Annotated in this window: 32 protein-coding genes; 22 read left to right on the top strand and 10 right to left on the bottom strand. The window is 40.1% G+C overall.

The window, feature by feature from the left end; all coding sequences use genetic code 11:
* Positions 1-3 precede the first annotated feature (3 nt).
* The 14 genes from AC4J95_RS07825 (at position 4) to AC4J95_RS07760 (ending at position 8,539) form a co-directional block, all read left to right on the top strand.
* A complete protein-coding gene (locus tag AC4J95_RS07825; RefSeq protein WP_494549381.1) occupies positions 4-201 on the top strand; it encodes a hypothetical protein in 198 nt (65 codons plus the stop codon).
* 244 nt (positions 202-445) lie between these two features.
* Positions 446-1,240: an SDR family NAD(P)-dependent oxidoreductase gene (locus AC4J95_RS07820; protein ID WP_494549380.1), complete on the top strand. Its 795-nt coding sequence runs from the start codon at positions 446-448 to the stop codon at positions 1,238-1,240.
* 165 nt (positions 1,241-1,405) lie between these two features.
* Positions 1,406-1,954, top strand: coding sequence for a helix-turn-helix domain-containing protein (locus tag AC4J95_RS07815; protein WP_494549379.1), 549 nt, complete (start codon positions 1,406-1,408; stop codon positions 1,952-1,954).
* 14 nt (positions 1,955-1,968) lie between these two features.
* The gene (locus AC4J95_RS07810) at positions 1,969-2,643 is read left to right on the top strand and encodes a YczE/YyaS/YitT family protein (RefSeq protein ID WP_494549378.1); all 675 of its coding nucleotides are present in this window, start codon (positions 1,969-1,971) and stop codon (positions 2,641-2,643) included.
* 21 nt (positions 2,644-2,664) lie between these two features.
* The gene (locus AC4J95_RS07805; RefSeq protein ID WP_494549377.1) at positions 2,665-2,793 is read left to right on the top strand and encodes a hypothetical protein; all 129 of its coding nucleotides are present in this window, start codon (positions 2,665-2,667) and stop codon (positions 2,791-2,793) included.
* Between the two features lie 325 nt (positions 2,794-3,118).
* Complete coding sequence (locus AC4J95_RS07800; protein ID WP_494549376.1) at positions 3,119-4,009, top strand: SDR family oxidoreductase; 891 nt, start codon at positions 3,119-3,121, stop codon at positions 4,007-4,009.
* Positions 4,010-4,180: 171 nt separating this feature from the next.
* Positions 4,181-4,753: an alkaline shock response membrane anchor protein AmaP gene (gene amaP / locus AC4J95_RS07795; RefSeq protein WP_494549375.1), complete on the top strand. Its 573-nt coding sequence runs from the start codon at positions 4,181-4,183 to the stop codon at positions 4,751-4,753.
* A gap of 11 nt (positions 4,754-4,764) precedes the next feature.
* Positions 4,765-4,965 carry a DUF2273 domain-containing protein gene (locus tag AC4J95_RS07790; RefSeq protein ID WP_494549374.1) on the top strand — a complete coding sequence of 67 codons (201 nt, stop codon included), beginning with the start codon at positions 4,765-4,767 and terminating at the stop codon, positions 4,963-4,965.
* Between the two features lie 59 nt (positions 4,966-5,024).
* Positions 5,025-5,612, top strand: coding sequence for an Asp23/Gls24 family envelope stress response protein (locus AC4J95_RS07785; RefSeq protein WP_494549373.1), 588 nt, complete (start codon positions 5,025-5,027; stop codon positions 5,610-5,612).
* A gap of 35 nt (positions 5,613-5,647) precedes the next feature.
* Positions 5,648-5,896 (top strand): GlsB/YeaQ/YmgE family stress response membrane protein, encoded by a 249-nt coding sequence (locus tag AC4J95_RS07780; RefSeq protein WP_316405272.1) that lies wholly within the window; start codon positions 5,648-5,650, stop codon positions 5,894-5,896.
* Between the two features lie 5 nt (positions 5,897-5,901).
* Positions 5,902-6,393 carry a cysteine hydrolase family protein gene (locus tag AC4J95_RS07775; protein WP_494549372.1) on the top strand — a complete coding sequence of 164 codons (492 nt, stop codon included), beginning with the start codon at positions 5,902-5,904 and terminating at the stop codon, positions 6,391-6,393.
* 264 nt (positions 6,394-6,657) lie between these two features.
* The gene (locus tag AC4J95_RS07770; RefSeq protein ID WP_494549371.1) at positions 6,658-7,242 is read left to right on the top strand and encodes a hypothetical protein; all 585 of its coding nucleotides are present in this window, start codon (positions 6,658-6,660) and stop codon (positions 7,240-7,242) included.
* A gap of 219 nt (positions 7,243-7,461) precedes the next feature.
* Positions 7,462-8,028 (top strand): hypothetical protein, encoded by a 567-nt coding sequence (locus AC4J95_RS07765; RefSeq protein ID WP_494549370.1) that lies wholly within the window; start codon positions 7,462-7,464, stop codon positions 8,026-8,028.
* A 190-nt stretch (positions 8,029-8,218) separates the two neighbouring features.
* Positions 8,219-8,539: a hypothetical protein gene (locus tag AC4J95_RS07760; protein WP_494549369.1), complete on the top strand. Its 321-nt coding sequence runs from the start codon at positions 8,219-8,221 to the stop codon at positions 8,537-8,539.
* 129 nt (positions 8,540-8,668) lie between these two features.
* Here the strand turns inward: AC4J95_RS07760 and AC4J95_RS07755 are convergent, their stop codons facing one another.
* Positions 8,669-9,310 carry a helix-turn-helix domain-containing protein gene (locus AC4J95_RS07755; protein ID WP_494549368.1) on the bottom strand — a complete coding sequence of 214 codons (642 nt, stop codon included), beginning with the start codon at positions 9,308-9,310 and terminating at the stop codon, positions 8,669-8,671.
* Between the two features lie 468 nt (positions 9,311-9,778).
* Here AC4J95_RS07755 and AC4J95_RS07750 point away from each other — a divergent pair, with 468 nt between their 5' ends.
* The gene (locus tag AC4J95_RS07750; protein ID WP_494549367.1) at positions 9,779-10,054 is read left to right on the top strand and encodes an SdpI family protein; all 276 of its coding nucleotides are present in this window, start codon (positions 9,779-9,781) and stop codon (positions 10,052-10,054) included.
* A 57-nt stretch (positions 10,055-10,111) separates the two neighbouring features.
* On the opposite strand, the gene AC4J95_RS07745 is transcribed toward AC4J95_RS07750, so the two are convergent.
* Positions 10,112-10,261 carry a hypothetical protein gene (locus AC4J95_RS07745; RefSeq protein WP_494549366.1) on the bottom strand — a complete coding sequence of 50 codons (150 nt, stop codon included), beginning with the start codon at positions 10,259-10,261 and terminating at the stop codon, positions 10,112-10,114.
* 454 nt (positions 10,262-10,715) lie between these two features.
* Here AC4J95_RS07745 and rsgA point away from each other — a divergent pair, with 454 nt between their 5' ends.
* The 4 genes from rsgA (at position 10,716) to AC4J95_RS07725 (ending at position 16,222) form a co-directional block, all read left to right on the top strand.
* Positions 10,716-11,720, top strand: coding sequence for a ribosome small subunit-dependent GTPase A (gene rsgA / locus AC4J95_RS07740; protein ID WP_494549365.1), 1,005 nt, complete (start codon positions 10,716-10,718; stop codon positions 11,718-11,720).
* A 244-nt stretch (positions 11,721-11,964) separates the two neighbouring features.
* Positions 11,965-13,656, top strand: a complete 1,692-nt coding sequence (locus tag AC4J95_RS07735; RefSeq protein ID WP_494549364.1) for a metallophosphoesterase family protein — start codon at positions 11,965-11,967, stop codon at positions 13,654-13,656.
* Between the two features lie 301 nt (positions 13,657-13,957).
* The gene (locus AC4J95_RS07730; RefSeq protein WP_494549363.1) at positions 13,958-14,143 is read left to right on the top strand and encodes a hypothetical protein; all 186 of its coding nucleotides are present in this window, start codon (positions 13,958-13,960) and stop codon (positions 14,141-14,143) included.
* A gap of 363 nt (positions 14,144-14,506) precedes the next feature.
* Positions 14,507-16,222, top strand: a complete 1,716-nt coding sequence (locus AC4J95_RS07725; RefSeq protein WP_494549362.1) for an ABC transporter ATP-binding protein — start codon at positions 14,507-14,509, stop codon at positions 16,220-16,222.
* A gap of 22 nt (positions 16,223-16,244) precedes the next feature.
* Here the strand turns inward: AC4J95_RS07725 and AC4J95_RS07720 are convergent, their stop codons facing one another.
* The 4 genes from AC4J95_RS07720 to AC4J95_RS07705 form a co-directional block, all read right to left on the bottom strand.
* Positions 16,245-16,643 (bottom strand): phage holin family protein, encoded by a 399-nt coding sequence (locus tag AC4J95_RS07720; protein WP_494549361.1) that lies wholly within the window; start codon positions 16,641-16,643, stop codon positions 16,245-16,247.
* A gap of 14 nt (positions 16,644-16,657) precedes the next feature.
* A complete protein-coding gene (locus tag AC4J95_RS07715; RefSeq protein ID WP_494549360.1) occupies positions 16,658-16,786 on the bottom strand; it encodes a hypothetical protein in 129 nt (42 codons plus the stop codon).
* A 123-nt stretch (positions 16,787-16,909) separates the two neighbouring features.
* Positions 16,910-17,515, bottom strand: coding sequence for a DUF2922 family protein (locus AC4J95_RS07710; protein WP_494549359.1), 606 nt, complete (start codon positions 17,513-17,515; stop codon positions 16,910-16,912).
* A 59-nt stretch (positions 17,516-17,574) separates the two neighbouring features.
* The gene (locus AC4J95_RS07705) at positions 17,575-17,976 is read right to left on the bottom strand and encodes a hypothetical protein (RefSeq protein WP_494549358.1); all 402 of its coding nucleotides are present in this window, start codon (positions 17,974-17,976) and stop codon (positions 17,575-17,577) included.
* A 1,429-nt stretch (positions 17,977-19,405) separates the two neighbouring features.
* Here AC4J95_RS07705 and queG point away from each other — a divergent pair.
* Positions 19,406-20,548: a tRNA epoxyqueuosine(34) reductase QueG gene (queG, locus tag AC4J95_RS07700; protein WP_494549357.1), complete on the top strand. Its 1,143-nt coding sequence runs from the start codon at positions 19,406-19,408 to the stop codon at positions 20,546-20,548.
* Between the two features lie 213 nt (positions 20,549-20,761).
* Positions 20,762-21,565, top strand: coding sequence for a Cof-type HAD-IIB family hydrolase (locus AC4J95_RS07695; protein ID WP_494549356.1), 804 nt, complete (start codon positions 20,762-20,764; stop codon positions 21,563-21,565).
* Between the two features lie 230 nt (positions 21,566-21,795).
* On the opposite strand, the gene AC4J95_RS07690 is transcribed toward AC4J95_RS07695, so the two are convergent.
* The 4 genes from AC4J95_RS07690 to AC4J95_RS07675 all read right to left on the bottom strand — a co-directional run bounded on the left by AC4J95_RS07690 (position 21,796) and on the right by AC4J95_RS07675 (position 25,113).
* Positions 21,796-22,584: a response regulator transcription factor gene (locus AC4J95_RS07690; protein WP_494549355.1), complete on the bottom strand. Its 789-nt coding sequence runs from the start codon at positions 22,582-22,584 to the stop codon at positions 21,796-21,798.
* Positions 22,581-23,465 carry a sensor histidine kinase gene (locus tag AC4J95_RS07685; protein ID WP_494549354.1) on the bottom strand — a complete coding sequence of 295 codons (885 nt, stop codon included), beginning with the start codon at positions 23,463-23,465 and terminating at the stop codon, positions 22,581-22,583. The genes AC4J95_RS07690 and AC4J95_RS07685 overlap by 4 nt, the downstream gene beginning before the upstream one ends.
* Before the next feature lie 569 nt (positions 23,466-24,034).
* Positions 24,035-24,544 carry an accessory gene regulator B family protein gene (locus AC4J95_RS07680; protein WP_494549353.1) on the bottom strand — a complete coding sequence of 170 codons (510 nt, stop codon included), beginning with the start codon at positions 24,542-24,544 and terminating at the stop codon, positions 24,035-24,037.
* Positions 24,545-24,750: 206 nt separating this feature from the next.
* The gene (locus tag AC4J95_RS07675) at positions 24,751-25,113 is read right to left on the bottom strand and encodes a LytTR family DNA-binding domain-containing protein (RefSeq protein WP_494549352.1); all 363 of its coding nucleotides are present in this window, start codon (positions 25,111-25,113) and stop codon (positions 24,751-24,753) included.
* 294 nt (positions 25,114-25,407) lie between these two features.
* On the opposite strand from AC4J95_RS07675, the gene AC4J95_RS07670 reads away from it, so the two are divergent.
* Positions 25,408-26,628: an NlpC/P60 family protein gene (locus AC4J95_RS07670; RefSeq protein ID WP_494549351.1), complete on the top strand. Its 1,221-nt coding sequence runs from the start codon at positions 25,408-25,410 to the stop codon at positions 26,626-26,628.
* The last annotated feature ends 26 nt before the right edge of the window (positions 26,629-26,654 follow it).

Genomic DNA, 26,654 nt, shown 5'->3' with positions numbered 1-26,654 from the left:
AAATTGTACGAAGTAGGAGTTTTGGTAGAAAATATCGAAGTAGATGAGCAAGCCACTTTTGTGAGACTGATCATCACAGGTAAATTAGAGACAGAAGAACCGACGATCGAACAGGTGGCTGCCCCAAACAAGGAATCACCACCAGTAAAACTCAAGAAAAAAAGAAAGCGGCGACTCGAACGTGTCCGGAAACGCGAGTAGCGAGCAGCTTCCGCCTCATGGAAAATCCAACGTTGGCATGGGGCGGAGCAATAAAATATACTAGAAATTTTTGCTCGCACTACCCGCGGGTTATTTGGCTTGCATCGATTTAGACCAATGCTGGTTCAACAGATAGCTTTCTTCTGTTGACTGACAATCCTACTAATTGACAGATACTCCATCAAGCCCTTAGAATTCGATTATCACGTTATCGAATTTTTTGAAAAAACTGGGGGATTTTGAAATGGAATTAGGCTTATCAGGAAAAACAGCGTTGGTCACTGGTTCAACTAAAGGAATCGGCAAGGCTATAGCATGGGAGCTGGCAAAAGAAGGGACGAATGTCATCGTAAACGGGCGACATGGTCAGGCGGTCGATGAAGTCGTGTCAGAAATAAAATCGGAATTTCCACAAACAACCCCACAAGCAGCCGCTTATGATCTATCCAAGGAAGACGAGCGGGAAAAGCTGTTTGAGGCTTATCCAACAGTTGATATTTTGATCAACAATATGGGGATCTTTCAGCCGACAGATTATTTTGATCTCACGGATGAGGTTTGGCAGCATTTTATTGATGTGAATTTTTATTCGGGAAATGCCCTCGCTAAATTTTATTTGCCAACTATGTTGGAGGAAGACTTTGGCCGGATTATCTTTATCGCCAGTGAAAAGGCGATCATGCCTTCGGGCGAGATGCCGCAATACAGCATGACAAAAACGATGAATCTTTCGTTGGCGAAAAGTTTGTCTAAGTTAACAAAGGGCACTAATGTAACGATCAACACAATCATGCCGGGCTCTACCTTAACTGAGGGTGTGCAGCAGATGCTTGTGGACATGTATAGCGAGACCGATATCCCAGAAAGCGAATGGGAAAGTGACTTCATGAAAAACCACCGCCCGCTTTCGCAAATCCAGCGTTTGATCCGCCCAGAAGAGATCGGACGCTTCGCTGCTTTTGTCTCAAGTCCCTATGCGCGATCCTTTTCTGGAGCGGCATTGCGCTTAGATGGCGGATTAGTTCCAACGATATTTTAATAGTAAAAACGAATTGCCAGCTTATGGGTCGGCAGTTCGTTTTTTTGTAGCTTATAAAAGAGTTTTGATAAGGATTCATTTTTTTATCCTATTGACAAATCGAGTAAATACGATTAGTTTTACACTATAGTGGATTTTATCCAAGATAGTAATTTGGAGGTTTCGATGATTTCAGCGAATGAAATGATTAGTCGCAATATTAAACGAATACGACAGGAGCGAAATTTAACGTTGGATGATCTGGCGCGTTTGTCGGGCGTGAGTAAGAGCATGTTGAGTGAGATCGAGCGCTGCACCAAGAGCCCGACGATCTCGATGCTGGAGAAAATTTGTACCGGGATCAACATTCCGTTGGCGCAGCTGACGTATATGGAAACACCGGAAGTCTCGGTGATCAAAAAAAGTTCGACCAAGCATTATTCGACTTCGGAGGGTTTTGACACCTACAATTTATTCGAGTTCGACCCAGATAAGAAGTTTGAGATTTTGCGCCATGTGATCGCGCCCCATTCAGAGCGGATGTCGGAATATCATGAAGCGGGGATTCGGGAATACATTATTTGTACGCAAGGGGTGCTGGATATCCAAGTGGGTGAAAAGAGTTTTGAGCTGGAGGAAGGCGAAGCGATCCAGTTTTTGGCGAATTGCAACCACAAGTATATGAATGCGACGGATGAAGAAACGCGTATTTTGATGTTGATGTTTAGAGAATAGAAAGAAGGGGTCAAGTGAAGGGGTATAGTGTTCGGCTGGCAAGGCTGATTTTCGGGTTGTTTTTGTTTGCGTTGGGTTCGTTTTTGACGATTCAGGCAAATATTGGTTTGGCTTCTTGGGAGGCCTTTAGTATGGGGGTCGCGAATCTGACAAATCAAACCTATGGACAGATTATCATCATCAGCGGAGTAGTCATTTTAGTAGTAGACGTGGCTTTGAAAGAAAAAATCGGTTTTGGGACAATTCTCAACACGATCTTGATTGGGGTATTTGTCGATATGATCCAAGCCTTCGATATCATTCCCCAGATGAACAATTTTTTCTCTGGGGTGTTTATGCTCCTGCTAGGTCAGGTTTCTATCTGTGTCGGCAGTTATTTTTACATCGGAGCATCGATGGGCTGCGGTCCGCGAGATGCTTTGATGGTGGCGCTGGGCAAACGGCTGCCGAATGTACCGATCGGGATCGTGCGCGGCGCTATTGAAGGAACGGTTCTTTTGATCGGCTGGCTGCTGGGTGCGAAGGTCGGGATCGGAACGGTTATTTCAGTCTTTGGTATCAGCTTTATTTTGGAGACGACCTTTAAAATCCTGCGCTTTGATGTGACTCATGTGGAGCATGAAAGTGTCGTGGATACGGTGAAGAACTTTCAACTTCTTGCTGGAAAGAAAAGTGAATCCTCAAAATAGTTTCATGCAGGTTCATTCCGAATGCTCAACAGTTTCTTGTTGGGTGCTTTTTCCACTATAGTTGCTCAATGGAAAACCGATCAATTTGATTTAGGCGACTTGGTCAACAAGAAAGCCGAAGCTCCGCGTGATAAGGATGGCAACACCTAAGAGAGCTGGAAGAACCGGAACGGGAATCAGTTGATTCAAGCAGACCCCCTCATACTTATATGGAGTAATGGAGACCAAAATGAGTTCGTTTTGGTCTATTTTTGCGTACCTAATGAATTGAAGAAACACGATTTAATTTGTGTACTAACAAGTTTAATAAAAAAGTTATTTGTAATTTAAGCGTTAATTAATTTTACGTAACTTATCCTCGATATAATGTCAAATAAGACGCTTTAATCATGTGAATTTGGATATTATGAGCAAATTGTTGTGAAAATAAAATCAAACACGTTAGGATATAATTAGAAAGTGAGGAAGAGAATTTATGAAACCAATTTTGAAAGATCCTAGGGAACTATTTTACGGAGGGACCTTTGCGAAACAGGATCAGAAAACTCCCGCACTGCAAACCGACATGAAGCCGCAACCCGATTGTGGCGAAGAAAGCTATGTTGGTAGTGGAAAGTTAGAAAATCGTCGTGTATTAATTACTGGAGGAGATTCTGGTATTGGTCGTGCGGCAGCGATTGCCTATGCACGAGAAGGAGCAGATGTCGCTATCCAATTTTTCCCTGGTGAAGAAGAGGACGCACAAGAAGTCGCAGAACTGATCGAAGCTGCTGGAAGAAAGGCATTATTACTGGCTTATGATTTACGCCATGATGATGCACCGCAGGAAATGGTGAAACGTACGGTCGAAGCGTTTGATGGGTTAGATACCTTAGTGTTGAATTCAGCGCAACAGATTTCTCAGGAATCAATTGAAGAGTTACCGATTAAACAAGTTGAGGACACCTTTAAGGTGAACATTATTTCGATGTTCGCTCTGGTTCAAGAAGCTTTGCCACATCTACCTGCTGGAAGCAGTATTATCACGACAACTTCTGTCCAAGCCTTTAATCCAAGTGATCATCTAATGGATTACGCAGCGACAAAAGCTGCGATCGCGAACTTCACTGTTGGCTTGGCACAACAATTGGCGAAAAAAGGGATTCGGGTAAACGGCGTTGCACCAGGCCCAATTTGGACGCCATTGCAATTGGATCAAGGTCAACCAAAAGACAAGCTGCCTGAATTTGGACAGGATTCACTTCTTGGCAGATCGGGTCAACCGGCAGAATTAGCTCCAGTATATGTTTTCTTAGCGTCAAATGATGCAAGTTATGTTACTGCGCAAATTTATGGTGTTACTGGTGGAGAAGCAATTAATCTCTAAGGAGGGATGGTCAATGATCCATTTGATTGAAGCACTTAGTATTTCGTTAATCATCAATATGGTTGCTTTGGTGTTTAAGCGTCGGCAACCAGCTGCTGCAATGGTACGTGTAAAAAGACGTTAGCAGCTTTCCATAGCTGCTAACTAAATTTTTTTGAAGGAGGTGCACCTATGAATCGTGGTGTGAAAACCATCGGTATCGTTCTTTCGCTAATTTTGATGTCCGTTTTATTAGTCATTATCGCATTTACCTCGCCTTATTTTAATTTACCGTTTGGTATCGGACGAGGAGAATTTTTACGAAGCACGCTAACCAATTATCTGTTTCGACAATACCTGTTTTGGGTAGCGCTCGTCTTTGCGATTGTTCTCTTGATTGGTATTTTGATCCTGATCTTCTATCCAAAGGTCAAACAAACTTTTGTTTTAAAGGAAGAGAAGGGACGATTATCTTTAGATAAAAGAGCCATCGAAGGGTTCGTTCGTTCAAAAATCAGAGGTGTCGGCTTTGTCGAGTCACCCCAGGTCAAGGTTCGGGCAACTAAGAATAAGATCAAAGTCAAAGTAAAAGGCCAGTTGAATCGGACATCTTCTCATATCGGAAAAACCGAAGCGTTGATGGAGGAAATTCAAAAAGAGCTGCAGAATGTTTTAGGCAGCCGGGAAAAAGTCAAAGTGGATGTCGCTTATACATCCTTTAAAGAAGAAAATGAGTCAACAGACAATCGCTCACGAGTGGAATAGGAGGGAGACACATGAAAGATTTCTATCATCAATACAAGCTCCCGATTATTTTCGGGACATTAGGCTTGATTCTAGCCATATTGTTCGTGTCGATCGGTTTTTTTAAAACACTGTTAATCGTTTTATTAACGGGTCTAGGCACAGCGCTTGGTTATTATTTTGAACAAACAGGCATGCTGGATGAGCTTTTTAGCGATAGAAAGAACTATTAAAGGTTTTTTCCGCAGAAGAAAACGAACAACTATTTTTATACAATCGGGAGGATTTTACTATGGAAAACAATTTTGAAAACAAAAACTTTAATGAGAAGGCAATTACACCAAACTCAAATCAAACAAACACAAATGCTGATGAAACAGTCAAAGGTGATTTGGTTTATGATGACAAAGTGATCCAAAAAATTATCGGTGTCGCGATTGAACAAATCGATGGATTGTTGAGAGTTGACGGCGGATTTTTCTCAAATGCGAAGGAAAAATTAGTCAATACAGACGATGTAACAGCCGGGATCGAAACAGAAGTCGGTAAGAAACAAGTTGCAGTCGACATGGATATCGTGGTGGAATACGGCAAAGATATCGAAGAAGTTGCGAATAAAATCAGACAAGTGATTCGCGATGAAGTTAAAAAGATGACACATTTGGATGTGATTGAAGTAAATCTTCGTGTGGTAGATATCAAAACCAAAGAAGAATATGAAGCAGACAGCGAAACGGTGCAGGACAAAGTAACCAGTGCAGCGAAAACAACTGGCGAATTTGCCTCAAAACAAACCGACAAAGCCAAAGAAGCGATGAGTAACGGCGCAGACAAGGCACAAGAAAAGATCGAAGAAAATCAAGAATCACGCGTAAAATAATTACACAAACATTTACAACATAGGAGGAATTTATCATGGGTTTATTATGGTCATTAATTATTGGAGCAGTCATCGGTGCAATCGCCGGAGCAATTACAGGTAAAGGAAGCAGCATGGGATGGATCGCGAATATCGTAGCCGGACTAGTTGGTTCAGCATTAGGGCAAGCATTGTTAGGTTCTTGGGGACCTTCATTAGCCGGTATGGCGCTAGTGCCATCAATTATCGGAGCAATCATCCTAGTCTTGATCGTTTCATTCTTCTTAGGCAGATCAAATAGGTAAGAACAATGCTAGTGATTGTGGATATGCAAAAACGTATCTTGGACGAAAAGGATGAGAACTTCGTTGCAGGTGCAAATACGATCATTCCAAAGATACAGCAACGTCTGAAAAAGGCGCGCACATCTGACGAGCTGATCCTTTTCACCAGAGATATTCCGATCGAGCATAAAAATGAATCCGAAGAACTGGAGAGGCTGCAGATCGTTGAGGATTTGACTCCATTACCTGAGGAGTACGTCTTCAAAAAGAACTATTACGCCTTGTCGCCGGAATCTTTGATCCGTGTTCGAGGATTAATAGAAGAACGAAAAGAAGAAAAAAGCCGCATCGAAGTCGTTGGCGTGGAATTAAGCTTATGTGTGTTAGCCAATACCTTGGCATTGCAGGGAGCTCTTCCTGAAGCAGACTTTTACGTGGACTCAGAGCTTGTCGCAAGCAATCAATTGCACGAAGCGACCTTAAATCTGATGCGCAGCTTTAATATTGAAATCGAGTAATCATTGACTCTAACTTTGTGGCTAAAGTTAGAGTTTTTTTTGTGATTCAATTGGCGTTTTGGTGAAGTTGTCAATAGATTTATTTTATTCTAAATAATTAGTTTTTTTACTATTGTGTTTTCTCTAGTCAGTCGGCTTTGATACCCTTATACTGATAATAGAAATCTGCAGCAAAAGGTGCGAAGATTCATGCAGATTTATGAAAGCGGTTGGATTGCTTTTTTCTACTATTGAAATAGGTAGCTTGAGGTGGGAGATAGACAGATGAAGATAAAATATGTAAAGAATAAGCACCCGTTTGGCGAGTATCGTGCGACTCGGGTCGTTTGGATCACGACATTAGATAATCAATTATTGTTCAAATGCGATGTTGTGGATAAGGAAGGCAATATCCTCTATCGGATCTTAGAATTGCCAGATGAGGAGGAATTTGAAATTTTCGATAATGATTTGACAGTAGAGGAACTCAAAGAAATCACAGCATTTATAATGGAAGGGGACGGCGAGCTTGAGGAGGAATGGCAAGATTATTTTGATTACGAGAATGAAAAAAGTATGTCTATCGTGCTAGGATATTTTTCTTATAGACTGGCCACATGCCATTCATTGGCGCGTAAAAGTAATAAAACTGAGGATGTCATTATAAAGTTCGGTTTTGATTCCAGTAAAGGATTAGATGGCGAGAATTTTTCTGAAACAGTCCATTTTAAAAAGGATGTGACCGAAGATTATGTGATTGAGGACTACTTACTACCAAAGCTTCTTGAACGGGAGGATTGTGACCGGTTCCGTGTCTATATCGCTAAAGCTGGAGTGGTCAATAGTTATTTAGTGACGATCCAGGAATGAGTCTTATAAAAGGGATTTACTGACTAAAGCTTGAATATATGGAAATATCAAAGCTTGTTGGAGGAGTTTTTGTAGCTCCTTTTTTATGAAACGCGCGAAGTGGTCAATTGATTTGTTTTTTATAAATAAAAAGCATTTTTCTTGCGAGTAGTGCTCTAGGCAGATGGCGTACTTTAAATTATACTGAGTAAAAGGACGAAGGTTTGGGAGGTGGTCAGTATGAGAGTCAAGTATCAAAAAAGACGCCAGCTGTTCGGGGAGTATCAAGCGAGTCACGTGATTTGGATCAATACGCTGAAGGACGAGGTATTGATCAAGTTCAATATTTTGGATCAATCGGGGAACCTGCTCTACAAAATAATGGAGCCGCCTGAAAGCGACAATTATGAGTTGACCCAAGTGAACATCAACGCGGAACAGATCAATGAGATTCAGCAGCTTTTAATGAAAAATGATCCTGATTTCGATTGGGAACACGACGCTGATGTTGCTTTGATATTAGGCAGCTTTGGCGAAAGTCTGGCCAGACGTCATTGGCTGATTAGAGACAGCAAAAAAGAAAGCGGTGTCATCGTAGATTATATCTTTGAGTCTGACGCTGAACACGCGAATGAAGAAATCTTTCAGACCGATTATTTCGAAAAGGGGATCATCGAAGAGGAAGTGATCGAACAATATTTACTGCCAAAAATGATCGAACGCAAAGATGTTGATACCGTTCAGGTTAATATCGCAGAAGCCGGAGTAGTCAACAGCTATCGGGTGACGATTCAGGAGTGTGATTGAGGGTTAAGAAGGGAGAACTCAAAATTGAGCTTCTTTTTTGTTTAAACATTTTTCCGTAATTTCTATTTCATTAGGATGACAAAAAGAGTTGTTTCATTATTAAAAGAAGTTTTGTGATCAGTAGGCAGAAAATATACTTAATTGTATTGTGGCGTGTCGCTTCTTTTGTTAAAAGTGATGGGGTGAAAAAATGGGAAAAGTACTACTAATTATTGGTGCAATTTTAGTGTTTGTTATCATTTACTTGCTGATGAAGCACTCAAGAGATTCAACAAAAAATGACGCAGTTCACTATGACTTAATTGTCTCAATCAAAGTAGAACCTGCACCAAATATTATCCAACATGCAAAAATCAAAGACGCCGCGACTTGGCAGGTTTATGGAGAAGGGGTCTTCAGAGGGAGATCGCTGCTGACGAAGGAAGAGATGAAACGCCTGTTAATGGAGGAGTTGTGTTTACTGGAAGAGAATGTGATTGTGGTGGATGTCACCGATAATTTTGTGAAGTAACGGGCTTAGGAAAATAAAATTATGAGGAGCCCCAAAAAAGCTTCTCTGCATTACGATAATAAAGCCGAATGACCATTAGCTTTCAATTTAGAAAGTAAATGGTCATTCGGCTTTACGTTTGTTAAGTTCTCACAGCGGGTATTTTTGATAGCGATATTGTTTGTCCGCGTTATTAATGATCGTCCAGTTAATCGAGACTTTCCTATCTTTGAACTTTAATTGTTGAAATTGCTCAGTAGTTGAATGAATAGAGTAGTAGCTGAATTTCTGTGATCGTTTTATAAAGAAGGGTTCGAATTTTTCAACAACCCGCATTTCGTCCGAGCCATTTTTTACCAGTTCGACTTTACGATTATTTTTTGAACCAATTCTAAGAGTCGCATTATTATCGGGTGTCTTTGCATAGTCAATACGAACATTCTTACTTTCAACGTCCCAGCCAACCACAAAAAGTTTCAAACTCAAACCTGTAACAACAAAAAGCCCGATCAGTATTCCCGCTAAAACCTTAATGATGGTACTTTTTTTCTTACTTGTTTTAATTTTTTGCGAGTAATCTTCTACCATATCGATATCCTCCTTCAATAAATGATCCAGTGAGAGATTCAGTACTTCGCTCAATCGAACAAGGACTTCCAGATCAGGATAATTTCTGCCAACCTCCCAATTGGAAATACTTGTCCTTGAGACATGAAGCTGATCTGCTAAATCCTGCTGAGTCATATTTTGTCGCTTTCGTTCCTCTTTTAATCGATTAGAAAAGTTTTTCATTTTTTCCTCCCTCTACTTCTATGATAGAAAATTTCTTGCTTATTTAAAGATCGCGCTTGTGGCAAAGTTCCTTTAAGGATGTCAGAGGTGCTGACATTCCGTATTTCCAGTATATCGTAAAATGATTTTTAGATTTTCATTTCGTGGGCAAATAAAATAGCACTCAACCAAGAGTCGAGTGCTGTTCAAAAATTCTCGTTAGATTTTAACTGATTATTGGAAACATAACCATGAGCTGATAGCGATGAATGATAAAGCAGTGATGTAGACGATGATGCTAGTACATTGGACAATTGCTTTCCCGCTTTGGCTATCTCCTCGGAAAAAAGGAAAGAGCAGATCATATCTACGAAAGATAAATATACGATAAGTGGCGAAAGCAAAAATAATTACTAATAATAAAAGAAATAATGGCATACTAATGGTCGATGTTACTTCCAGAAAAACACACATCCTTTTTTAGTATTTATGCCTGTTTTAGAGACGGTGATCGCTCAAAAGGATCACTATCGAAGGCAATCAGTCTACGGCTTTCGCTCAACTAGAGCAGTGAAAAATCCAGAAAATTGGAGGAAAGCGCAGCTGGCTGTCAGAAATTCTTCGTTTGTTTTTGGCGGTGTCCAACTCGTGTTTACGCTACTGATACGACCATGGTCAGAGGATCTATTTTTGATCGCAAATGCTGTTTTCCTTGGAGTTTTGTTAGGTATTCAATTTCTTTACGTCAATAGTAAGCTTGATTAAAAATGTATGGAAAATTCTAAGAAGGCAACGTACCATAACCGAGTACGTTGCCTATTATTATGCACTTTTCTGGTTTTTGAGACAGACATATTTCATCGTTGTCGTCCCGACAATGATCGTATTTACATTGATTCGTTCAATGATTCCTGTTACTTTCTCCCCGTGGCAGTCGATCGTCGTAATTTCATTGCCAATAATGTATTCCATCAATATCCCATCCTTTTCCTATGACATGCTAACACTGATTGAAGAATCATTCTCTTCAATAATTTATTACGAAATGAAATTATTAAAGGTGCATATCATTTGTTATTTTTCTGTTTAAGTAAATTACGCAGGAAAGCATTATAAAATTCTTGGATTCGTCATTTTTTAACATTGCCTTTGTTTATGTGTGTTTGATATACTGATAGTGAAAATAAATCCACCTATTTAAGAATGGAGTATGTCTTGTGAGTGTCGCAGGTATCTAATTCAATGAGCTGAATAATCAAATAGACCTAGGTTTATTTGGTGTGCTTATAGAAGTGATATCTGTCGAGTGAATCATAATGTTGAATTCTCAGGCGATAGTATGACTATCGTCTTTTTTTCGTATACTTTTAGGTGAACCATTTATTTTTGGCAGATATCTCTAATCAAAAAGGAGAAGAGATCATCTATGAAAACAACTAAGGACAATCAAACAGAAATAATTGCGCAGGTGACAGCGGTGCATAAAGATTTATTTGAAATTGCTTGTGATAAAGGCAGTGGTTTTGCCCGAGTCAAGCGCGGTCATTATGACTTGGAGGAGGAAATCTACCCGACGACAGGGGATTACGTCGCGATCGACTGGCAGGGAAAAGACCACAGTATTATTTTGCGGACATTCCCCCGCAGTTCTGCCTTGTCGCGGATGGATTCGGCAGAAGGGCGAGAGCAAATGATTGCGGCGAATTTTGATTATATTTTCATCTTGCAATCGTTGAATCATGATTTTAATCCGCGCCGGTTGGAACGTTACTTGACACTCGGCTGGCAATCCGGCGGGGTTCCAATCGTGCTATTAACGAAAACAGATAAAATCCAAGAGTATTCGGAGCAGCTTGCGGAAGCCCAAGAGATCGCGCTTGGCACCGAAGTGTATCCAATCAGTGCAGTGACTTCTGAAGGACTGGCTGAGCTAAGGCAATATTTGCAACCAGAGAAAACGGTGGTACTAGTTGGTTCATCGGGTGTGGGCAAATCAACCTTGATCAATCGTTTGCTGGGGAAAGAAATTATGGAGACACAGGCCGTTCGGGAGGATGACAGCCGCGGCAGGCATACGACCAGCCATCGCCAGCTATTTACTCTGGACAACGGTGCAAAGATCATTGATACACCCGGCATGCGAGAGGTTGGTATGTGGGATGTTTCTAAAGGATTGGAGCAAACCTTTGCCGATGTAGAAGCCTATTTTGGCAACTGTAAATTCAAGGATTGTCACCATCAAAGTGAGCCGGGCTGTGCTATCAAAGAAGCGCTGGCAAATGGTGAACTGGCACCTGAACGCTGGGAAAGCTATCTCAAGCTCCTTGAGGAAGCGCAGTTTACCAATGATAAAACGGCTTATTTGCAGAAAAAGGAAGCGTGGCTAAAGGACCTCAGTAAAACCGTCCGAAAAATGAATGTTCGAAGATAACTAGTTGATGAATCGTTTAGAGTGTTGCGACTCTAAACGATTTTTGCGAGTGACGCTTTTCGCAGGGATTACTGATCGAACGTAACTCGTTTTTTGATAGAGAAAAAAGCGATTGTGCTGTGTAGCCTAATGATGTCTGAAGAAAAAATGAATACTCTAACGTGAGCTAGCTATTCCTTGATTTGACGAGGCACGCTATAATAGGTTTAATATACAGGAGAGCAACGCCAAGAGAGGTGATTCCATGAAATCAAAGAAGGATCCGATCAATCAATTGGTTGAACAACGAAATCAGCTTATGCAGGCGGCGCTTCCGCCAATGCTGGCCGAACGGATCGAGCTGTATCCTGAAAACAAACGACGCCCGGTCAATAAGACGGTTTTTAAAAATGATTATTTTCAATTAACCTATAATACGCGGAATCATTCGATGGCGATCTCTTCGAAGGGGGATCTGGTGTATTCCGCGATTCCTTATGATACGGCTCGAAATTATATTCAACGGGCCGCGATCCAATATTTACTGCATCCAGAAGAAATTCGGCGCTACATTGAGCTTCATCAAACGACAGTCGAGAAATATTTAACGCTGAGCATCTTCCAAGTGACGGGGAATCGCGTTGCGGAAAATTCCTTTGAAGTCAAGCAAGCCTACAAGGCGATTTTACAGAATCCGCTGTTGGAGATCCAAATTGCCGGACGGCTGATGCAGCATGATGAGACCGGGCCGCTGTCTGCCAATCTCGCTGGTAAATTTCTCTTTAGCGAAAATGTCAAAACCGGGATTGCGGGTTATATCTCTGAGTATTTAAATTTTGTCGTTCAAGTGGCGAATTCGTTGCCGTTGATGATTGACGGGAAAGATGTTCAATTGTTAGATGCAGTGGGACAAGATCAGCTATTGCTTGATAAGGGCTTGACGATCCATTCCGATATTGAATCAGCTTTGTCCTTACTGCCGCAAGAAGTGAAGCAGGGGGTCGAAAATGCCTTGGCTACCACGGAAGCCGTTCAACAGGTCAATACCCAGCCGCTTTTACGCTCAGAATATGGCGAGGAACTGGCTAGAACACGAGAAAATTACATCGCTCACAGCGTCCATCCGGATGAAGCGGAAAAATATTTCAAAAATGTTCACTCGACTGAGAATCGTAATATAGTTAACGTGGTTTCGGATATTCACGCCAAAGAAGGAAAACTGCCATTTGTTAATCGGAATTTCAATGTGTTGGTGGGTGATGTGTCGGATTCTCATGTAAAAGACCCAGAAATCGAAGGACTTTATGTCATTGGCGGGCACGAATTAGTCGATGTTTTACCTGAAACGACCGGTCGAACAGATGCAGCGTGGGATAAATGGCGCCCGTTTTTCAATTATGAATGGTTCAAAGAACTTCTGGCTGATCCAGATGAGGCGTGGTATTTATTGCCAACAGGCGAGCACGAGTTTTATGAAGTGGTCAAATCAGAAATCGCTAATCGCTTTCCGAAAATGCAGCTGCTGAATAATGCCAGTCTGATTCATGAGGGGGTTCGCTATGTCGGACTGACGATCCCGGTGGCATTAGTCAGACGAAAAGAGGCGCTCCAACGCTTTATTTTAGAATCATTGGAGAAAATCTTAGATGAAGATGTTGAGATACCAACGGTGATCGTCTCTCACGCGCCTTTGTTCAATGAATTAAGCCTGCTGCCAGAAACCAGCGATGCTTATAATAAGGATTATATTTGTGAAGAACCAAGAATCGAAGAACTATTCAAAAAATACAATATTATTGGCGCGATTCATGGGCATCATCATATTCCGGCATCCTCAAGACGCTTCAAAAACGTCGACTTTGCTGGTAAACGCCTGTTTGTGGTTTGCTCGATCTATTCGAAGGTGAACACCGGCTTTGAATTGATGAGTCTGCTGCAAGACATCAAAAAAGAGTAGAAACGGCTCGCGTTTTTACTTTTTTTTTGATATCTATAATGCATCCGCAGCAACTGCGGCGTTGAAGGTTGGGTATTTCGCTTCAAATTCCAGTTCATTTTTGATCGCTGTTGTGTTCAAGATTATGCTGAAGGGGTTGTTTTCGTCAAACGAGGTATGAGTTTAACGGGAAATAGTCATGATTTTCTTGATTTATCAACTATCGAATACAAAATCAGGGGAGTAACATCCTAAATCAATTGATGGGGTAATTCATTTAGAGGATCTAAGTTGAACTATGAAGAGAGTTGGAGGATGCGTGATGAGAGCCGTCATATCAGGAAGCATTGCTTTTCAAAAGGATTATCAGAAGCTGCAGGAAGAGTTCGAACAGGCTGGAATAGAAGTGGTCGATTACCCAAGGTCAAGTGGAAATCTGGCAGAAGAATATCCCGAAATTCTAACGTTATTTTTTAAAAATATCGAGACTGCAGATATTTTTTTCTAAATAATCAGGATAAAAACGGTGTATCAGGTTATATTGGTGCCGCGAGTTTTTCTGAGCTGACCTATTTCTTGATGCAAAATCTTATCCATGGAAAAAATATCCGAATCATTTTATTAACGGAGCCAGTGAAAGAGGCGTTTTGCTGCGATGAGATGAAACTGCGGTTAGAAAAGCAGTGGGTGGAAGTGAGTCCAAGAGAGATAAAGGATCTTTTTGAGTAGTAATCAGCGCGATCCCGAAATGCTTTTTTATCAAATTGATGCAAAATTTTCTCTGTTTTTTCTAGGATATTGCTATAATGAACAGAGTTCTTGAACAAGCATACTTTTTAAGATTCAAATTTTTCGCAAAGGAGTCACAAAGATGTTAAAACGTTTTTTTAGTTATTATCGTCCATATAAGAGTCTGTTTATTTTGGACTTCACCTGTGCGGTGTTTGCTGGTTTGTTGGAGCTGGCGTTTCCAGTGGCGGTGAATCAGGTGATCGATAAAATCATGCCGCAAAAAGAATTTCGCGTGGTTTTGTTGGCTTGCTTCGCGCTCTTTTCCTTTTATGTGTTGAATACGATCCTGCAATATATTGTGGTCTTTTTTGGACACAAATTGGGTGTCAACATCGAAACCGATATGCGGCGCGAATTATTTGCCCATTTGCAGACGCAGCCCTATGAATATTACGACAATCAAAAGACTGGAAAACTGATCAGTCGCCTAACAACGGATTTATTCGAAATATCGGAAGTCGCGCATCATGGTCCGGAGGATGTCTTTATTACAGTTATGACACTGGTGGGTTCATTCCTATTGATGCTCAATACCCATGTGAAATTAGCACTCGCGACCTTTGCCTTGCTGCCATTGATCACATTCGCGTTAGTCTTTTTCAATAAGAAAATGACCAATGTCAACACGCGGATTTATGAAGATTTAGGAGAATTTAATGCGGGTGTTGAAGCATCCGTCAGCGGAATTCGGGTCACGCAATCTTTCGCTAATGAAGAACACGAGTATCACAAATTTGGCGGTCTGAGTGAGGCCTACCGCAAGTCAAAGATTCTCTTCTATCGAATCATGGCGGTCAGTTCCGCTTATAACTATTTGCTGATTCGCTTGATTAACTTGTTTACACTGATTTTTGGGTCTTATTATGTGATTCAAGGTGAATTGACGAATGGACAATTTGTCGGATTTATTTTACTGGCAAATGTCTTTGTTCGTCCGATCGAAAAGGTTAACACCATGATCGAAAGCTACCCTAAAGGGATCGCTGGCTTCAAACGTCTAACAGAAGAGCTAGACAAAAAGCCCACTATCGTTGACCAGCCGAATGCGGTAAATGTGACGCATTTATCTGGTGATATCAAGTATGAGGATGTTTCCTTCTCGTATGCAGATGGCAAAAAAGTGCTAAATCACGTGAACCTAGCCATTCAACCCGGAGAAACTGTGGCCTTTGTCGGTCAAAGCGGCTCGGGGAAAACTACCTTGTGTAATTTATTGCCACGCTTTTATGAAGTCACTGATGGGAGGATTACGATCGACAACCAAGACATCCGTGATATGACGCTCGCTTCTCTCCGCAATCAAATCGGGATCGTCCAGCAGGATGTCTTCCTGTTTCCCGGCAGTATTCGTGAAAATATCGCTTATGGACGTTTGGACGCTAGTGATGAAGACATCATGAAAGCGGCGAAGCTTGCCCATCTTGAAGGCGTCTTAGACCAAATGCCAGAGGGGATCGATACTCAGATCGGCGAACGAGGCGTCAAGCTTTCTGGCGGACAAAAACAACGGGTAGCGATTGCCCGGATGTTCCTTAAAAATCCGCCAATCTTGATATTAGACGAAGCAACCTCAGCCTTAGATACCGAAACAGAGCAGGTGATCCAAGAATCCCTAAATTCTTTAGCAAAAGGGCGGACTACCATGATTATTGCCCATCGATTAGCTTCGATCAAACACGCAACCCGCATTGTCGTGGTCAGCTCCGAAGGCATCTTAGAACAAGGAACCCATGAAGAGCTGATGGCAAAAGGCGGGTCGTATCGAGGCTTGTACGATGCGCAGTTTAGAAGGTAGATGAAGACTAAGAATTTAGAAACTACTCAAAACGGTATTCGTGTGAGACTGCACCCATACCGTTTTTTCTTATATTGTGATCATTGCTAATATGCGAATACTGAAACTTCCAAATCGCTTCCTTATCGCGGACATCATCGGACATCGTTTTCTTGATCGTCTTTATCAGTTTTTCCCCAACATCTCGTTCAAAGATTCGCAGCCATTTCTGCAGCCAAGTGATTTTCAATTCGAATTCACGGGCTTTTTCCAGAATCGAGCCGACTTCATAAACAATTAGTAAAGCCGTCCAAATCAGTGCGACATTTATGGGTAGAGTAACTCCAACGGTTGGCGCAATTTTGTCTAGTGTCGCGGTACAGATGATGGTGGAGAAGGTGATAAATTTTGTAAACAGTCCATAAAGATTAATGGAGGACACCCAAGTATGACTTTTTAAGGCTTTAACGTATCCAGTGTGAGATCCAGTCCAACCATCGTCAGAAAAACACCCATAATCGATACACTTTCGCCGAATAAATATTCGATCAGGGTTCCTCCTGATGCATTTGCTAAAAGGTTCATGTACATACCTCCTTTCTAAAATAGTCTGTAAACACCTGCGATTTTCGTCGCAGATGTCAGTAAAAAAGTTGTTCTTCTACGCAGTTATGAAATTGTCAATGATCGAATTTGCTCGCGAAAAGGCTATTCCCGAGGGATTTCTGGTCCTTCTTTATTTTTCCTCCTGACCCTGTGGAGCCATTGCAGAAGTCCGGTTCGAACTTTTGTGTCTTGGCTGGAATCAGGCTCAGTCAGTGTTGCAGAATCATGATTTTGCTCAATAATTTCATTCAGCTTTCTTGTTGGTTGTGGCAGAGCGTCTTTCTCCACTTTTATCTGTGGTTTTTCCGCTGGTTCAATCGCTGTTAACTGTTTGAAATAGCGACCATATGAGGTTATTGGCAAAACCGTTTGCTTTGGTACCGCCGGTTTTTCTTCCAGTTCATCCGCCGCAATAAAGCATCGCACTTCTTCACAGCTTGTTTTTCGCGATGGTTTTCCGTAATAGGTAAGACCTTTCGTCTCCGTTTCCGAATCGAACATCACGGTGTCGATGTGGGTTACGATTTTTGCCGTTACCACTGAATCAAATAGTTTTACGCCGTTTTGTGTACAAATATCTAACTTCGTCAATAGTTCGCAAGCTTCTTTGATCTTCGGTGTTTGTAGGCCAGGGCCTAAACCTTTATAGGTCCAGTCGTGGGTGCTGCCATCGCCTTTACCAAAGGTCACAATTAAATCTTCGGTCATTGTTCTGTTTCCTTTCTGTCAATTTTTTCTGCGTAGATTATTTGTTAAAGCTTATTCTTTCAAGGTTCATTGGTTTCTTCGGGACGGGCAAATGAAAAGAAGGAACGGACTTTTGACACGACTTTTTCGCCAAAGTTCTTTTGTGGTGAGACTTTTTGTGGAACGATCTTCGAACTCAACGTCTGCCACTCGGGTGCCATAAAGTAATCCTCAAAATAATGGAAAAACCGTTTCATGGTACGTGTCGCCTTGGTATTCATAAACAGTTCACGGACTAGATCCTTTAGAAAGTGATCAAACTCCGTCGCTCCCAGCTGATTGCGTGCCTTTATGGCTAAGATGTATTGGATTGTGACACTGCTGTTTTGTGTAGCTTGATAAAAATTGGTGATACGGGTTTCTAGTGTTTTCGGTTTTAGGTTAAATAGCTGTCGGAACGACAGGGGTTGTACAATCATCATAAGTTCTCATCCTCTCTTTTTCATGGTAGAGGAGGGCGGCCGCGTTACCGCCGCTCCTCAATGCTTTTCCTAAAAAATAATTCGTTCAATCGTTTCGACGTACTGCGCTTTCCACCGTGTGGAAGAGTTCTGCGCCATTTTTCTGACAAAGCTTCACTTCCGTCATGCGTTCTAACAGACCCTTGATCTCAGTGTCTGTTTTGGTACTGTCTGGATTATTGAAACTCCAGATTTGATTCTTGCCAAAGCTATTTTAGAATGTTGTGACGATTTTTAGAATTCGTTTTTCTCCTTTCGTTAGTTGGTGTAGCGTGATTGGCTGGTTAGAACTACGCCATATAGCTCGCTGCCTTCTACAGATAACCCTTTCATGATTTCTCCTAGTTAAAGGACTTTTTCTTCGCTTGGATTTTCGATCACATTTTGGAAGCTGATTTTCTTCACTTTTTCTCCACCTGCGTCGATCTCTACTTGTAGTTTGTTTCCGATGTGTTGAATCATCATTGTTTTCTCTTGATTGAATTTTTATTCCGGCCGGTGACTAAACGATAAACCCCAACACAAACTTGGTCAAAACGGGCAAAATTACATTTTTGGGGGCAAAATTGCACGATTTTCATCGCGTTTTTTCTAGGAATAGCTTTGTACCGGGATTTTACTCACATTAAAATGAAATGAGTGTGCATTTTTCATAGGCAAAAAAATTTTTTCTCACTTTGACACATTTTGGGTTTTATGCATTGGGTAGAAATGCTGATTTGATAGTGTTTACAGGGTGAAAAAGCATCAAAAAAAGTTTTGCTTATTCTATTTTGCTTAAAGGATTCTTAATATTTAATGGGGAGATAAGTCCTATACTAGCTAATTAATCGTTATATTAGTGACAAGGGATTGAAATATTTTGAGAAAATACAGGGTCGAGAAATTAAACGATGTTACTCTCACTGTACAAACCTCTCTGTAATGCTCGAAGGGGGAGCCACAGAGGATTTGTCATCAACTTATTTTCTTGTGATAAAGCAATGATTCATTAAAATAGCGTTCAGCCATTATCAGATTCTAAGGAAAAAGCTTTTTCATTATAACTTTCGGATATTCATTTTACATAACTAGAGAAGGATATCAGCAACCGTCTATGAGATAGATGATGGGATTGATGACTGTTTGGAGTGGAGTGTACCAGATGAATGGTTACTTCTATCATTACTTAAAAAAGATGCTGGGAAACTTTTAAAGCACTCTGTCGAAGCAGGTGATTTCTTTTGCAAGTAAAGAAGATGTGATATAGTAGCCCTGTAATTCATATAAGGATATCGGTTCTACTGAGCTTGTCTTAGCAGGTTTAGTAGAATGACATACGTGGTGAGAACCAGACTCATTTTTTGGTTATAAAAAAATGAATTCCTTAATACGAACTAGGAGTGGAACGATGCAAACCTTAAAAGAACGGATCATCGCTGAAAGCAAGCAGTTAGGGATCGATAAAATTGGTTTTACAACCGCGGAGCCTTTCGATTATTTGGAGGAATCCTTGATTGAACAGCGCTCGCTGGGTCATACTTCTGGTTTTGAACACCAAAATATCAAAGAACGGCTGTATCCAGAAGAAACCTTTGAAGCTCCCAAAAGTATCATCGCGATTGCTTTGGCGTATCCCACCAAAATTCACGAAAAAGTTCCTTGCGATGAAAAACGTGGGCAATTTGCGCGAGCTTCGTGGGGAACGGATTATCACAATATATTAGAAGAACGGCTGAAAAAGCTGATTGCCTTTATTAAAGAGCAGGCTGAATCGGAGCAGCTTCAAGCTGAGTGGCGCTTTGCACCGCAGGTTGATACTGGTGAGCTAGTGGATACCGCAGTTGCTCAACGAGCAGGTTTGGGTTTTATTGGCCGGAATGGATTATTGATTACGGAGGAATACGGTTCTTTCGTATATCTTGGTGAAATCATCACAAATATCCAGTTTGAGCCAGATCAGCCAGTCCCAAACGGCTGCGGTGATTGCACACGTTGCATTACGGGCTGTCCAACCGGAGCCTTATTGGGAGACGGACGCATGAATGCGAAAAAATGCCTCTCTTATCAAACACAAACAAAGGGCATGATGCCGGAGCAATATCGGAAAAAAATGCGTAATGTGATCTATGGCTGCGATATTTGCCAGCTCGTCTGTCCGTATAATCGCGGCAAAGATTTCCATTTTCATGAAGAGATGGAGCCAAAAGTCGATGAAGTCCAGCCTAAACTAGCACCGCTGTTATCTATCTCGAATCGCGAATTCAAAGAACAGTTCGGACATTTGGCCGGCTCCTGGCGTGGAAAAAAACCGCTGCAACGCAATTCGTTGATCGCCTTAGCCAACCTCGGCGGCAAAGAAGCACTGCCAGAAATTCAAGCCTGTTTACAGGACCAGCGTCCAGTCATTCGCGGCACCGCTGTCTGGGCTTTGGGCCAGCTGACAAAAAAAGCACCGGATGAAACAATTAGTCTATTGCGGGAATTAGAAAAAACTGAAACTGACCCAGAAGTCTTGAACGAGATAGCAAATGTCCTGGATCAGCTTAGTTAGGTAAAAACGGATCGAACACGAGGATCAAAGTGTTCGGTCTTTTTTTAGAGGTATTCCAGACAATAATGCAAAAAAACGAAGTCACAGAAATTAAAGATTAGTAATAAATACGCGTTTTTAGCAGAAAAAACCAATCGTCTATGGGAAAATGGGTGAAAAGTGAAGATCGAACATGAAATACACAGAATTGTAAGTAGGAGAAGGTGGAGCATAATGAACGACGTAAAAATTATTTTTTTTGATGTAGACGGTACGTTGATTGATATGGAGAAAAAACAAATTTCAGAGAAGATGCTAGCAACTTTGAGAGCGCTTAAAGAGCAGGGAATTATTCTTTGCATTGCGACGGGTAGAAGTCCGATCGCCTTGCCGAAGTTTGAGGGCCTAACATTTGATGCTTTTTTGACCTTTAATGGGTCTTATTGTTTTAACCAAAAGGAGAGCATCTATAAAAATCCAATCCCTCAGAAAGACGTGGAACAGATTGTCGAAAATGCGAAGATGTTGAGCCGTCCGGTAGCGATCGCCTCAAGCGACAAAACGATTACGAACGGTACCGATGCGGATTTAGCTGAGTATTTTGCTTTCGCTCACCAACCAGTGATTGTGTCAGAGGACTTTGATGCGACCATACAGAATGAGGAAATCTTTCAATTAATGCTTAGCGCTCGCAAAGAGGAGTACGCAGAAGTAATGAAGCAGACAACTGATTCAAAGATTACTGCTTGGTGGGATCGCGCGGTGGACATTATTCCAACTAGCAGCGGTAAAGGAACTGGGATCAGACAAATGCTGGATTATTATGGCTTTGATAAATCTCAAGCGATTGCCTTCGGGGATGGTAATAATGACATTGAGATGCTTGAAGCCGTTGGCTGGGGATTAGCGATGGACAATGCATCCGAAGATTTAAAAGAAATCGCTGATGAAATCATCGGACACGTAGCAGACGAGGGTATCTATCACTATTGTCTAGCAAATGGCTTGATTGGAGAAGATCAACTGCCGGTTTTGTAGAATAGATGATATGAGATTTTTGGTATGAAGGAGTATCGAATGTTAAAAAATTGAGGAGCTCGAAATTTTTTTATCAATTTGATTTTGAGCTGCACCTGAAAAACGGATCTAATTTTCAAACATGTCCATTATTGGTATAGATACAAAAGTGGAACTCTTAGATTTTGGTATTTCCTTAACATCAAGAAACATAGTGTTAATTTTTCCTGTACAAAAAAAGAAACCCGCTCTCAGTATTCCTTTCTGAGGTTGGTTTTCTTTTTTTGTTTACTTTGGACGATTGGATTCACATTTTTCATTTTCTCAAGTACGGTTTTGATTTTCCTTCGTGAGATGCTGCAGGAATGGTCGTTTTCAAAATGGATTAATCCTTCTGAGCGATCAATATGAGTGATATTCTCTACATTGACAACAAAAGAGCGATGAACCTTTATGAAACGGCTGTCCAATTTCTCGATCTCACCAAGCGTCGCGTAAAAGTTTACTAAACGTGACTTGCATATCAGACGAAGTTTATGAGAAATCTCGGTTGTTTCAAAATAGTGTATATCAGAAAAGGGAACCTGAAAACTCGTGTGTTGGTTACTGAACATAAACGTTTCTTCTTTTTTACTAGTTGAACGCGTACTCAAGAGGCTCTCGAAACAACCAATCAAGTGCTTTTTGACATCATCGACCGGATTGTCCTTAGCAATAAAGTCCAAAGCGGAAACCTTATAAGCATAAGTGATTGGCGCAAATTCAGAATGGGTTGTGATGAAGGCGATCACTCCGTAAGGATCCATTTTTCGAATTTGACTTGCGACTTCTAAGCCTTTTTTCTTTTCACCATTTATTTCAATATCCAAAAAATAAATGTTTTGTTCAACGGTTTCTTGTATTTTTTCTAACAAAAGTTCTGGTCTCGAGGTAGTGAGTATTGATTTGGCTGACCAGTGTTTTTCCAACAATATTTCTTCAATGATAAATGTTAAGCGTTGCTGTTGCAGAATATCATCCTCTAATATGAAAATGTTCATTGCGGAAGCTCCTCCTTGAATATCAAAACTTGTCGAAACAAACCTGTTTGATATTCTGTTTGTAATGAAAGATTCGGATAGTTTTGTAGAATGGAATGGACCGTTGCTAAACCTAAGCCACGATTTTCACCCTTTGTTGAATAATCTTTTTTGAAAATTTTAGTGATATCAATGGATTCATCAAGACAAGCGTTTTCTATAATTAGCTGAAGCTCTCTTTTCGATTCGTCTTTCAAGAAAACAATCGTCAAAAAAGGTTTTTTAGCTTTCTCAGCTGCTTCAATCGCATTATCTAATAAGATCGAAGTAATACGCACATAATCTAAAATCTCAATCGGCTCGTCTTGAATCGTGTCATCGATTTCTAAATGGACTGGAATATTTTTCTGCCAAGCTTGAATGATATGGGTAGAAAAAATCCCTTTGATGGGGAGTGTCTTTAGATTATCTAGTTTCCCTAACGAATAGTGATCGTCATCTAATGTAATTCCCTCTCTATTCAAAATTTCTTTATACGTCTTCTCTATGACAAAAATATCCTTTGATTTGATACTTTCATTTAAACTGATCAAAACATTATGATAATCATGGCGAAAACTTCGGAGCTCACTGTACATGGATTCAATTTGTTGGACATAAGAGGTTAGATCAGCTAGTTGATTATCCTTCAATTGCTGAATGCGCTGTTTGTCTAACTCACGGGTTTTTTGGTTTAAATAAACTACTAAGATAACGATAATCAAGATGAAAATTGCGATTAAATATTTTCGAATTGGATTAGTCCCCGTCAATAAAAATTGTTCTATCCAATAGTTTCCAACTTGAATGGTGTAACAAACAGTTAATAAACTGTTTATCAATAGAAAAAAGTATTGATTCACTGAGTCTTGGTTCTTTTCTAAAAACGAGATACTTGGTCGAAGTATACGCAACAAAATCAGATTGCATACCACTGAAAAAAGAGGAGATATGGTCATATTGATTAGGTACATGTATTGGCTAAAAGTATTTTCACCAATTAGGAACTGTACTGATGAGTTCATAAAAAATGCAAACACAGCATAAGAAAAAATTGTATAAATAGTGTAAAACCAAATTGTATTATAATTGTCCTTCTTAACTAGAATTTTTCCAACTATTAAAAAATAGGCTACTGTGCTTATATAAATCCCAAAATTAAAAACAAAATATGTAATAGCAGAAATTATCGGAAATATAATAACAAATTTTTTTGGAATTCTTTTGTTGATTAGCTTAGAAAATATGACTATTTGGGAGAAGCTTTCAACAAAGATTATGACGACTATTACAAGTAGTACTGTTCTATTCATCAGAAACCATTTTATTTATGTTTGGATTATCTGGTTCGTATCCCCAGATAATACAAGAATGATCTAATAGTAAGATCGAAGCTGCAATAAGAACTTTAGAAATTGCTCTCAGAAGATAATTATGGTTGTACTTGATATTTTTCATAGTTTTTGTAACTCCTTTTAGTTAATTTATAAAATAGTGGATGAATCATTATTATTTCCACCAATAACCCGATAATGATTAACGTTCTTAATGGACTCTTTACTAGTAGTAAACCTATGCATAGAAGGAATGTCGTAGTGAAAAGCGCCAGCCTTCTTTTTCTTTTCCGTTCACTTACACTAACTAAGGGATTTTTTTCTGTGTCTGCTGGTGCATAAAGTAAAACACAAAATAGAATCAGTAGGGATAAGAGCAGCGACCAGTGAAAAGTCAAAAGAAATTCCGTTTTTTGTAAAGCGAATGGAATACCAACAAACGAAATGATTCCAAAAATAGAGCAGTTGAGGGAAGATTTCGCATGCCACCCGCCAGCTGACCAACGCAAAAGGGCATATGCTAAGTTCATGATAAATGTTTCTGCTAGTACACCAAAAATAAAAGCAGTCGTGTAAACTTGAACGCTCTTAAAAATGTTTATGAACAAAATTTCTAACGAATAGCTAACGTTCTCATACTCAGCTTTTATTCATGTAATTTTGAGCTTGAATGGTCTTTAATAGAAATAGGGTAAGGCTGTGCGACAATTGTTAACACCTCTTGTGATCTTATTCTCATTATTTATGAATTGTAATCTATTTATCCTATAACTACAATAAGAAATGGTAAATGAAAGTTTTAAAGTATAGCCATTCATTCCATTATGTTTTCCGTTAAAGAAAGTTCTTTTAACGAGTCTTTTAATGGGGAGTATTTTCTTCTTGAAAAAGGACAACTGTTATTTGAATCGTCATTCAAAAAATAAATGAGTCGCTCATATTTGTTAACCTCCCTAATCGTTAGTAAATTAACAATGAATGAACGATGACAGCGAAATAGCCAATTAAAACGACTATTTTCAAAGTTGTTCAAATCCCCTTTGCAATAGTGTTTTTTCTTCTTCGTAACAAAACATAGGTTATGTTCTCTGTTGGCATCAATTGTGATGTATAGTAAATCTGTGGCTGAAATAATTTCAGCCCCTTTATTGGATTCTACGAAAATCGATGAGTTCATACCATTCCTCCTTTATGAAAAATTTTAAATGGATACTTTCTTTTTGTTAAGCCTTATATCGCGAACGGTCTGAATTTGGTCGTTTCCGGTATTTTTTTGGCTATAAACGGTTTTTGAGGTGAAAAATCGACCATTGAGGCTATTCCTGTTTTTTTCACAAAGCGTTTAATCTATAGTTTAGCCATGAAAGCGAGGTGAGCAAGAACAGGCATTACAAATAGTTTTGTTTCAGCCATTCAAGAAGTTTTTCTCATATTTCATTGTTCGCTAAGAATGAATACAAAAGGAGTTTACATGAAAGAGAGTTTTAAATTAATTTTGTTTAGTGCATCACTGTCTTTATTGAGTGTTACTACATTTGCGACAAATACATTGGCAAATGCTGAAGAAGCTGTTAGTTCTTCAACTGCTACCGAAATCACGAGCAGCAGTACGATTCAAAGCTCAGAAAGTAGGACAAATGCACTGAAAAGTGTCGAAACAGTGGATAGTTCCGTAAAAGAAGTTACAAAAGAAACTGCTGACAAAGAGAGTCAAAAAGAAGAAAAGAAAGAGAATGATTCGACGGATTCACATTATTCTGAAAAATCAAAAGCGCTCCAAGCTGGCTTTACTGAGCAGCAATTTGAACAGATTATGAATATACCTAAGATCGAAGCAGCAAATTTGCCGCCGATGAGTCGTGCAACCAGTCAACAAAACTCTGTTGTTTCGAAGGCGAGAGCTCAAATCGGAAAGCCGTATGTATGGGGAGCTTCTGGTCCGAACTCTTTTGATTGTGGCGGGCTGGTAAAATATGTTTACAAACAAGCGGTCAATGTTGAATTACCTATGGGAACAACCAATCAAGAGAAATATGGTACAGAAGTTAATCTAAACGCTTTACAACCAGGGGATTTACTTTTTTATGGTAGCAGAGGCGCAACCTATCACGTTGGAATCTACATCGGAAGTAATCAAATGATCCATGCACCTCAACCAGGGCAAAATGTTACCTCCGTTGATATTAAATATTTTTATCCAAGCTTTGCTAGAAGAATTTTAAAAGCAACTAGCACTGATCCAAAAGTTTATCCTTGTACGACGGGACAAGCTGCGAATGAACGTTTTATTTTCAGACTTTACAATAAAAACGCTGGCCAACATCACTATACGCAATTAACAAGTGAAGCAATTAATTTGATTAATGTTGGTTGGAATTATGAAGGTGTTGGTTGGGTGTCTCCATCAACGGGAGCTTCGGTATACAGAATGTACAATCCGAATAACGGAAGACATCATTACACACCTCATGCTTATGAAAAGGATAATTTAGTCAAAGCAGGTTGGAAATACGAAGGGGTTTCTTGGTATTCCGGTGGAAGCACACCAGTTTATCGATTATATAATCCTAATGCGGCGGCAAAAGCAGATAGCCATCATTACACACCATTAGCTTCTGAGAGAGACAGTTTAGTTAAGGCAGGATGGAAATCAGAAGGCACTGCTTGGTACGCAGCTAGAATATTAAAATAAGTAAAATGAGTTAAAAGCGAACAATG

The organism is Enterococcus sp. GPZ-007, from assembly GCF_059374735.1.
Note: the sequence above shows the minus strand (reverse complement) of the source record. Positions and strands in the feature narration are given on the sequence as shown.

What these genes read in the sequence shown, in the direction of transcription:
- AC4J95_RS07745 (WP_494549366.1), bottom strand. Translation starts at nt 10,261, where the DNA reads ATGGAATACATTATTGGCAATGAAATTACGACGATCGACTGCCACGGG.
- AC4J95_RS07760 (WP_494549369.1), top strand. Translation starts at nt 8,219, where the DNA reads ATGGGAAAAGTACTACTAATTATTGGTGCAATTTTAGTGTTTGTTATC.
- AC4J95_RS07735 (WP_494549364.1), top strand. Translation starts at nt 11,965, where the DNA reads ATGAAATCAAAGAAGGATCCGATCAATCAATTGGTTGAACAACGAAAT.
- AC4J95_RS07710 (WP_494549359.1), bottom strand. Translation starts at nt 17,515, where the DNA reads ATGACCGAAGATTTAATTGTGACCTTTGGTAAAGGCGATGGCAGCACC.
- AC4J95_RS07790 (WP_494549374.1), top strand. Translation starts at nt 4,765, where the DNA reads ATGAAAGATTTCTATCATCAATACAAGCTCCCGATTATTTTCGGGACA.
- AC4J95_RS07675 (WP_494549352.1), bottom strand. Translation starts at nt 25,113, where the DNA reads ATGAACTCATCGATTTTCGTAGAATCCAATAAAGGGGCTGAAATTATT.
- AC4J95_RS07770 (WP_494549371.1), top strand. Translation starts at nt 6,658, where the DNA reads ATGAAGATAAAATATGTAAAGAATAAGCACCCGTTTGGCGAGTATCGT.
- AC4J95_RS07805 (WP_494549377.1), top strand. Translation starts at nt 2,665, where the DNA reads ATGCTCAACAGTTTCTTGTTGGGTGCTTTTTCCACTATAGTTGCTCAA.
- AC4J95_RS07755 (WP_494549368.1), bottom strand. Translation starts at nt 9,310, where the DNA reads ATGAAAAACTTTTCTAATCGATTAAAAGAGGAACGAAAGCGACAAAAT.
- AC4J95_RS07780 (WP_316405272.1), top strand. Translation starts at nt 5,648, where the DNA reads ATGGGTTTATTATGGTCATTAATTATTGGAGCAGTCATCGGTGCAATC.
- AC4J95_RS07820 (WP_494549380.1), top strand. Translation starts at nt 446, where the DNA reads ATGGAATTAGGCTTATCAGGAAAAACAGCGTTGGTCACTGGTTCAACT.
- AC4J95_RS07815 (WP_494549379.1), top strand. Translation starts at nt 1,406, where the DNA reads ATGATTTCAGCGAATGAAATGATTAGTCGCAATATTAAACGAATACGA.
- AC4J95_RS07725 (WP_494549362.1), top strand. Translation starts at nt 14,507, where the DNA reads ATGTTAAAACGTTTTTTTAGTTATTATCGTCCATATAAGAGTCTGTTT.
- AC4J95_RS07690 (WP_494549355.1), bottom strand. Translation starts at nt 22,584, where the DNA reads ATGAACATTTTCATATTAGAGGATGATATTCTGCAACAGCAACGCTTA.
- AC4J95_RS07785 (WP_494549373.1), top strand. Translation starts at nt 5,025, where the DNA reads ATGGAAAACAATTTTGAAAACAAAAACTTTAATGAGAAGGCAATTACA.
- AC4J95_RS07730 (WP_494549363.1), top strand. Translation starts at nt 13,958, where the DNA reads ATGAGAGCCGTCATATCAGGAAGCATTGCTTTTCAAAAGGATTATCAG.
- AC4J95_RS07765 (WP_494549370.1), top strand. Translation starts at nt 7,462, where the DNA reads ATGAGAGTCAAGTATCAAAAAAGACGCCAGCTGTTCGGGGAGTATCAA.
- AC4J95_RS07670 (WP_494549351.1), top strand. Translation starts at nt 25,408, where the DNA reads ATGAAAGAGAGTTTTAAATTAATTTTGTTTAGTGCATCACTGTCTTTA.
- AC4J95_RS07800 (WP_494549376.1), top strand. Translation starts at nt 3,119, where the DNA reads ATGAAACCAATTTTGAAAGATCCTAGGGAACTATTTTACGGAGGGACC.
- amaP (WP_494549375.1), top strand. Translation starts at nt 4,181, where the DNA reads ATGAATCGTGGTGTGAAAACCATCGGTATCGTTCTTTCGCTAATTTTG.
- queG (WP_494549357.1), top strand. Translation starts at nt 19,406, where the DNA reads ATGCAAACCTTAAAAGAACGGATCATCGCTGAAAGCAAGCAGTTAGGG.
- AC4J95_RS07775 (WP_494549372.1), top strand. Translation starts at nt 5,902, where the DNA reads ATGCTAGTGATTGTGGATATGCAAAAACGTATCTTGGACGAAAAGGAT.
- rsgA (WP_494549365.1), top strand. Translation starts at nt 10,716, where the DNA reads ATGAAAACAACTAAGGACAATCAAACAGAAATAATTGCGCAGGTGACA.
- AC4J95_RS07695 (WP_494549356.1), top strand. Translation starts at nt 20,762, where the DNA reads ATGAACGACGTAAAAATTATTTTTTTTGATGTAGACGGTACGTTGATT.
- AC4J95_RS07715 (WP_494549360.1), bottom strand. Translation starts at nt 16,786, where the DNA reads ATGAACCTTTTAGCAAATGCATCAGGAGGAACCCTGATCGAATATTTA.
- AC4J95_RS07705 (WP_494549358.1), bottom strand. Translation starts at nt 17,976, where the DNA reads ATGATGATTGTACAACCCCTGTCGTTCCGACAGCTATTTAACCTAAAA.
- AC4J95_RS07750 (WP_494549367.1), top strand. Translation starts at nt 9,779, where the DNA reads ATGCCTGTTTTAGAGACGGTGATCGCTCAAAAGGATCACTATCGAAGG.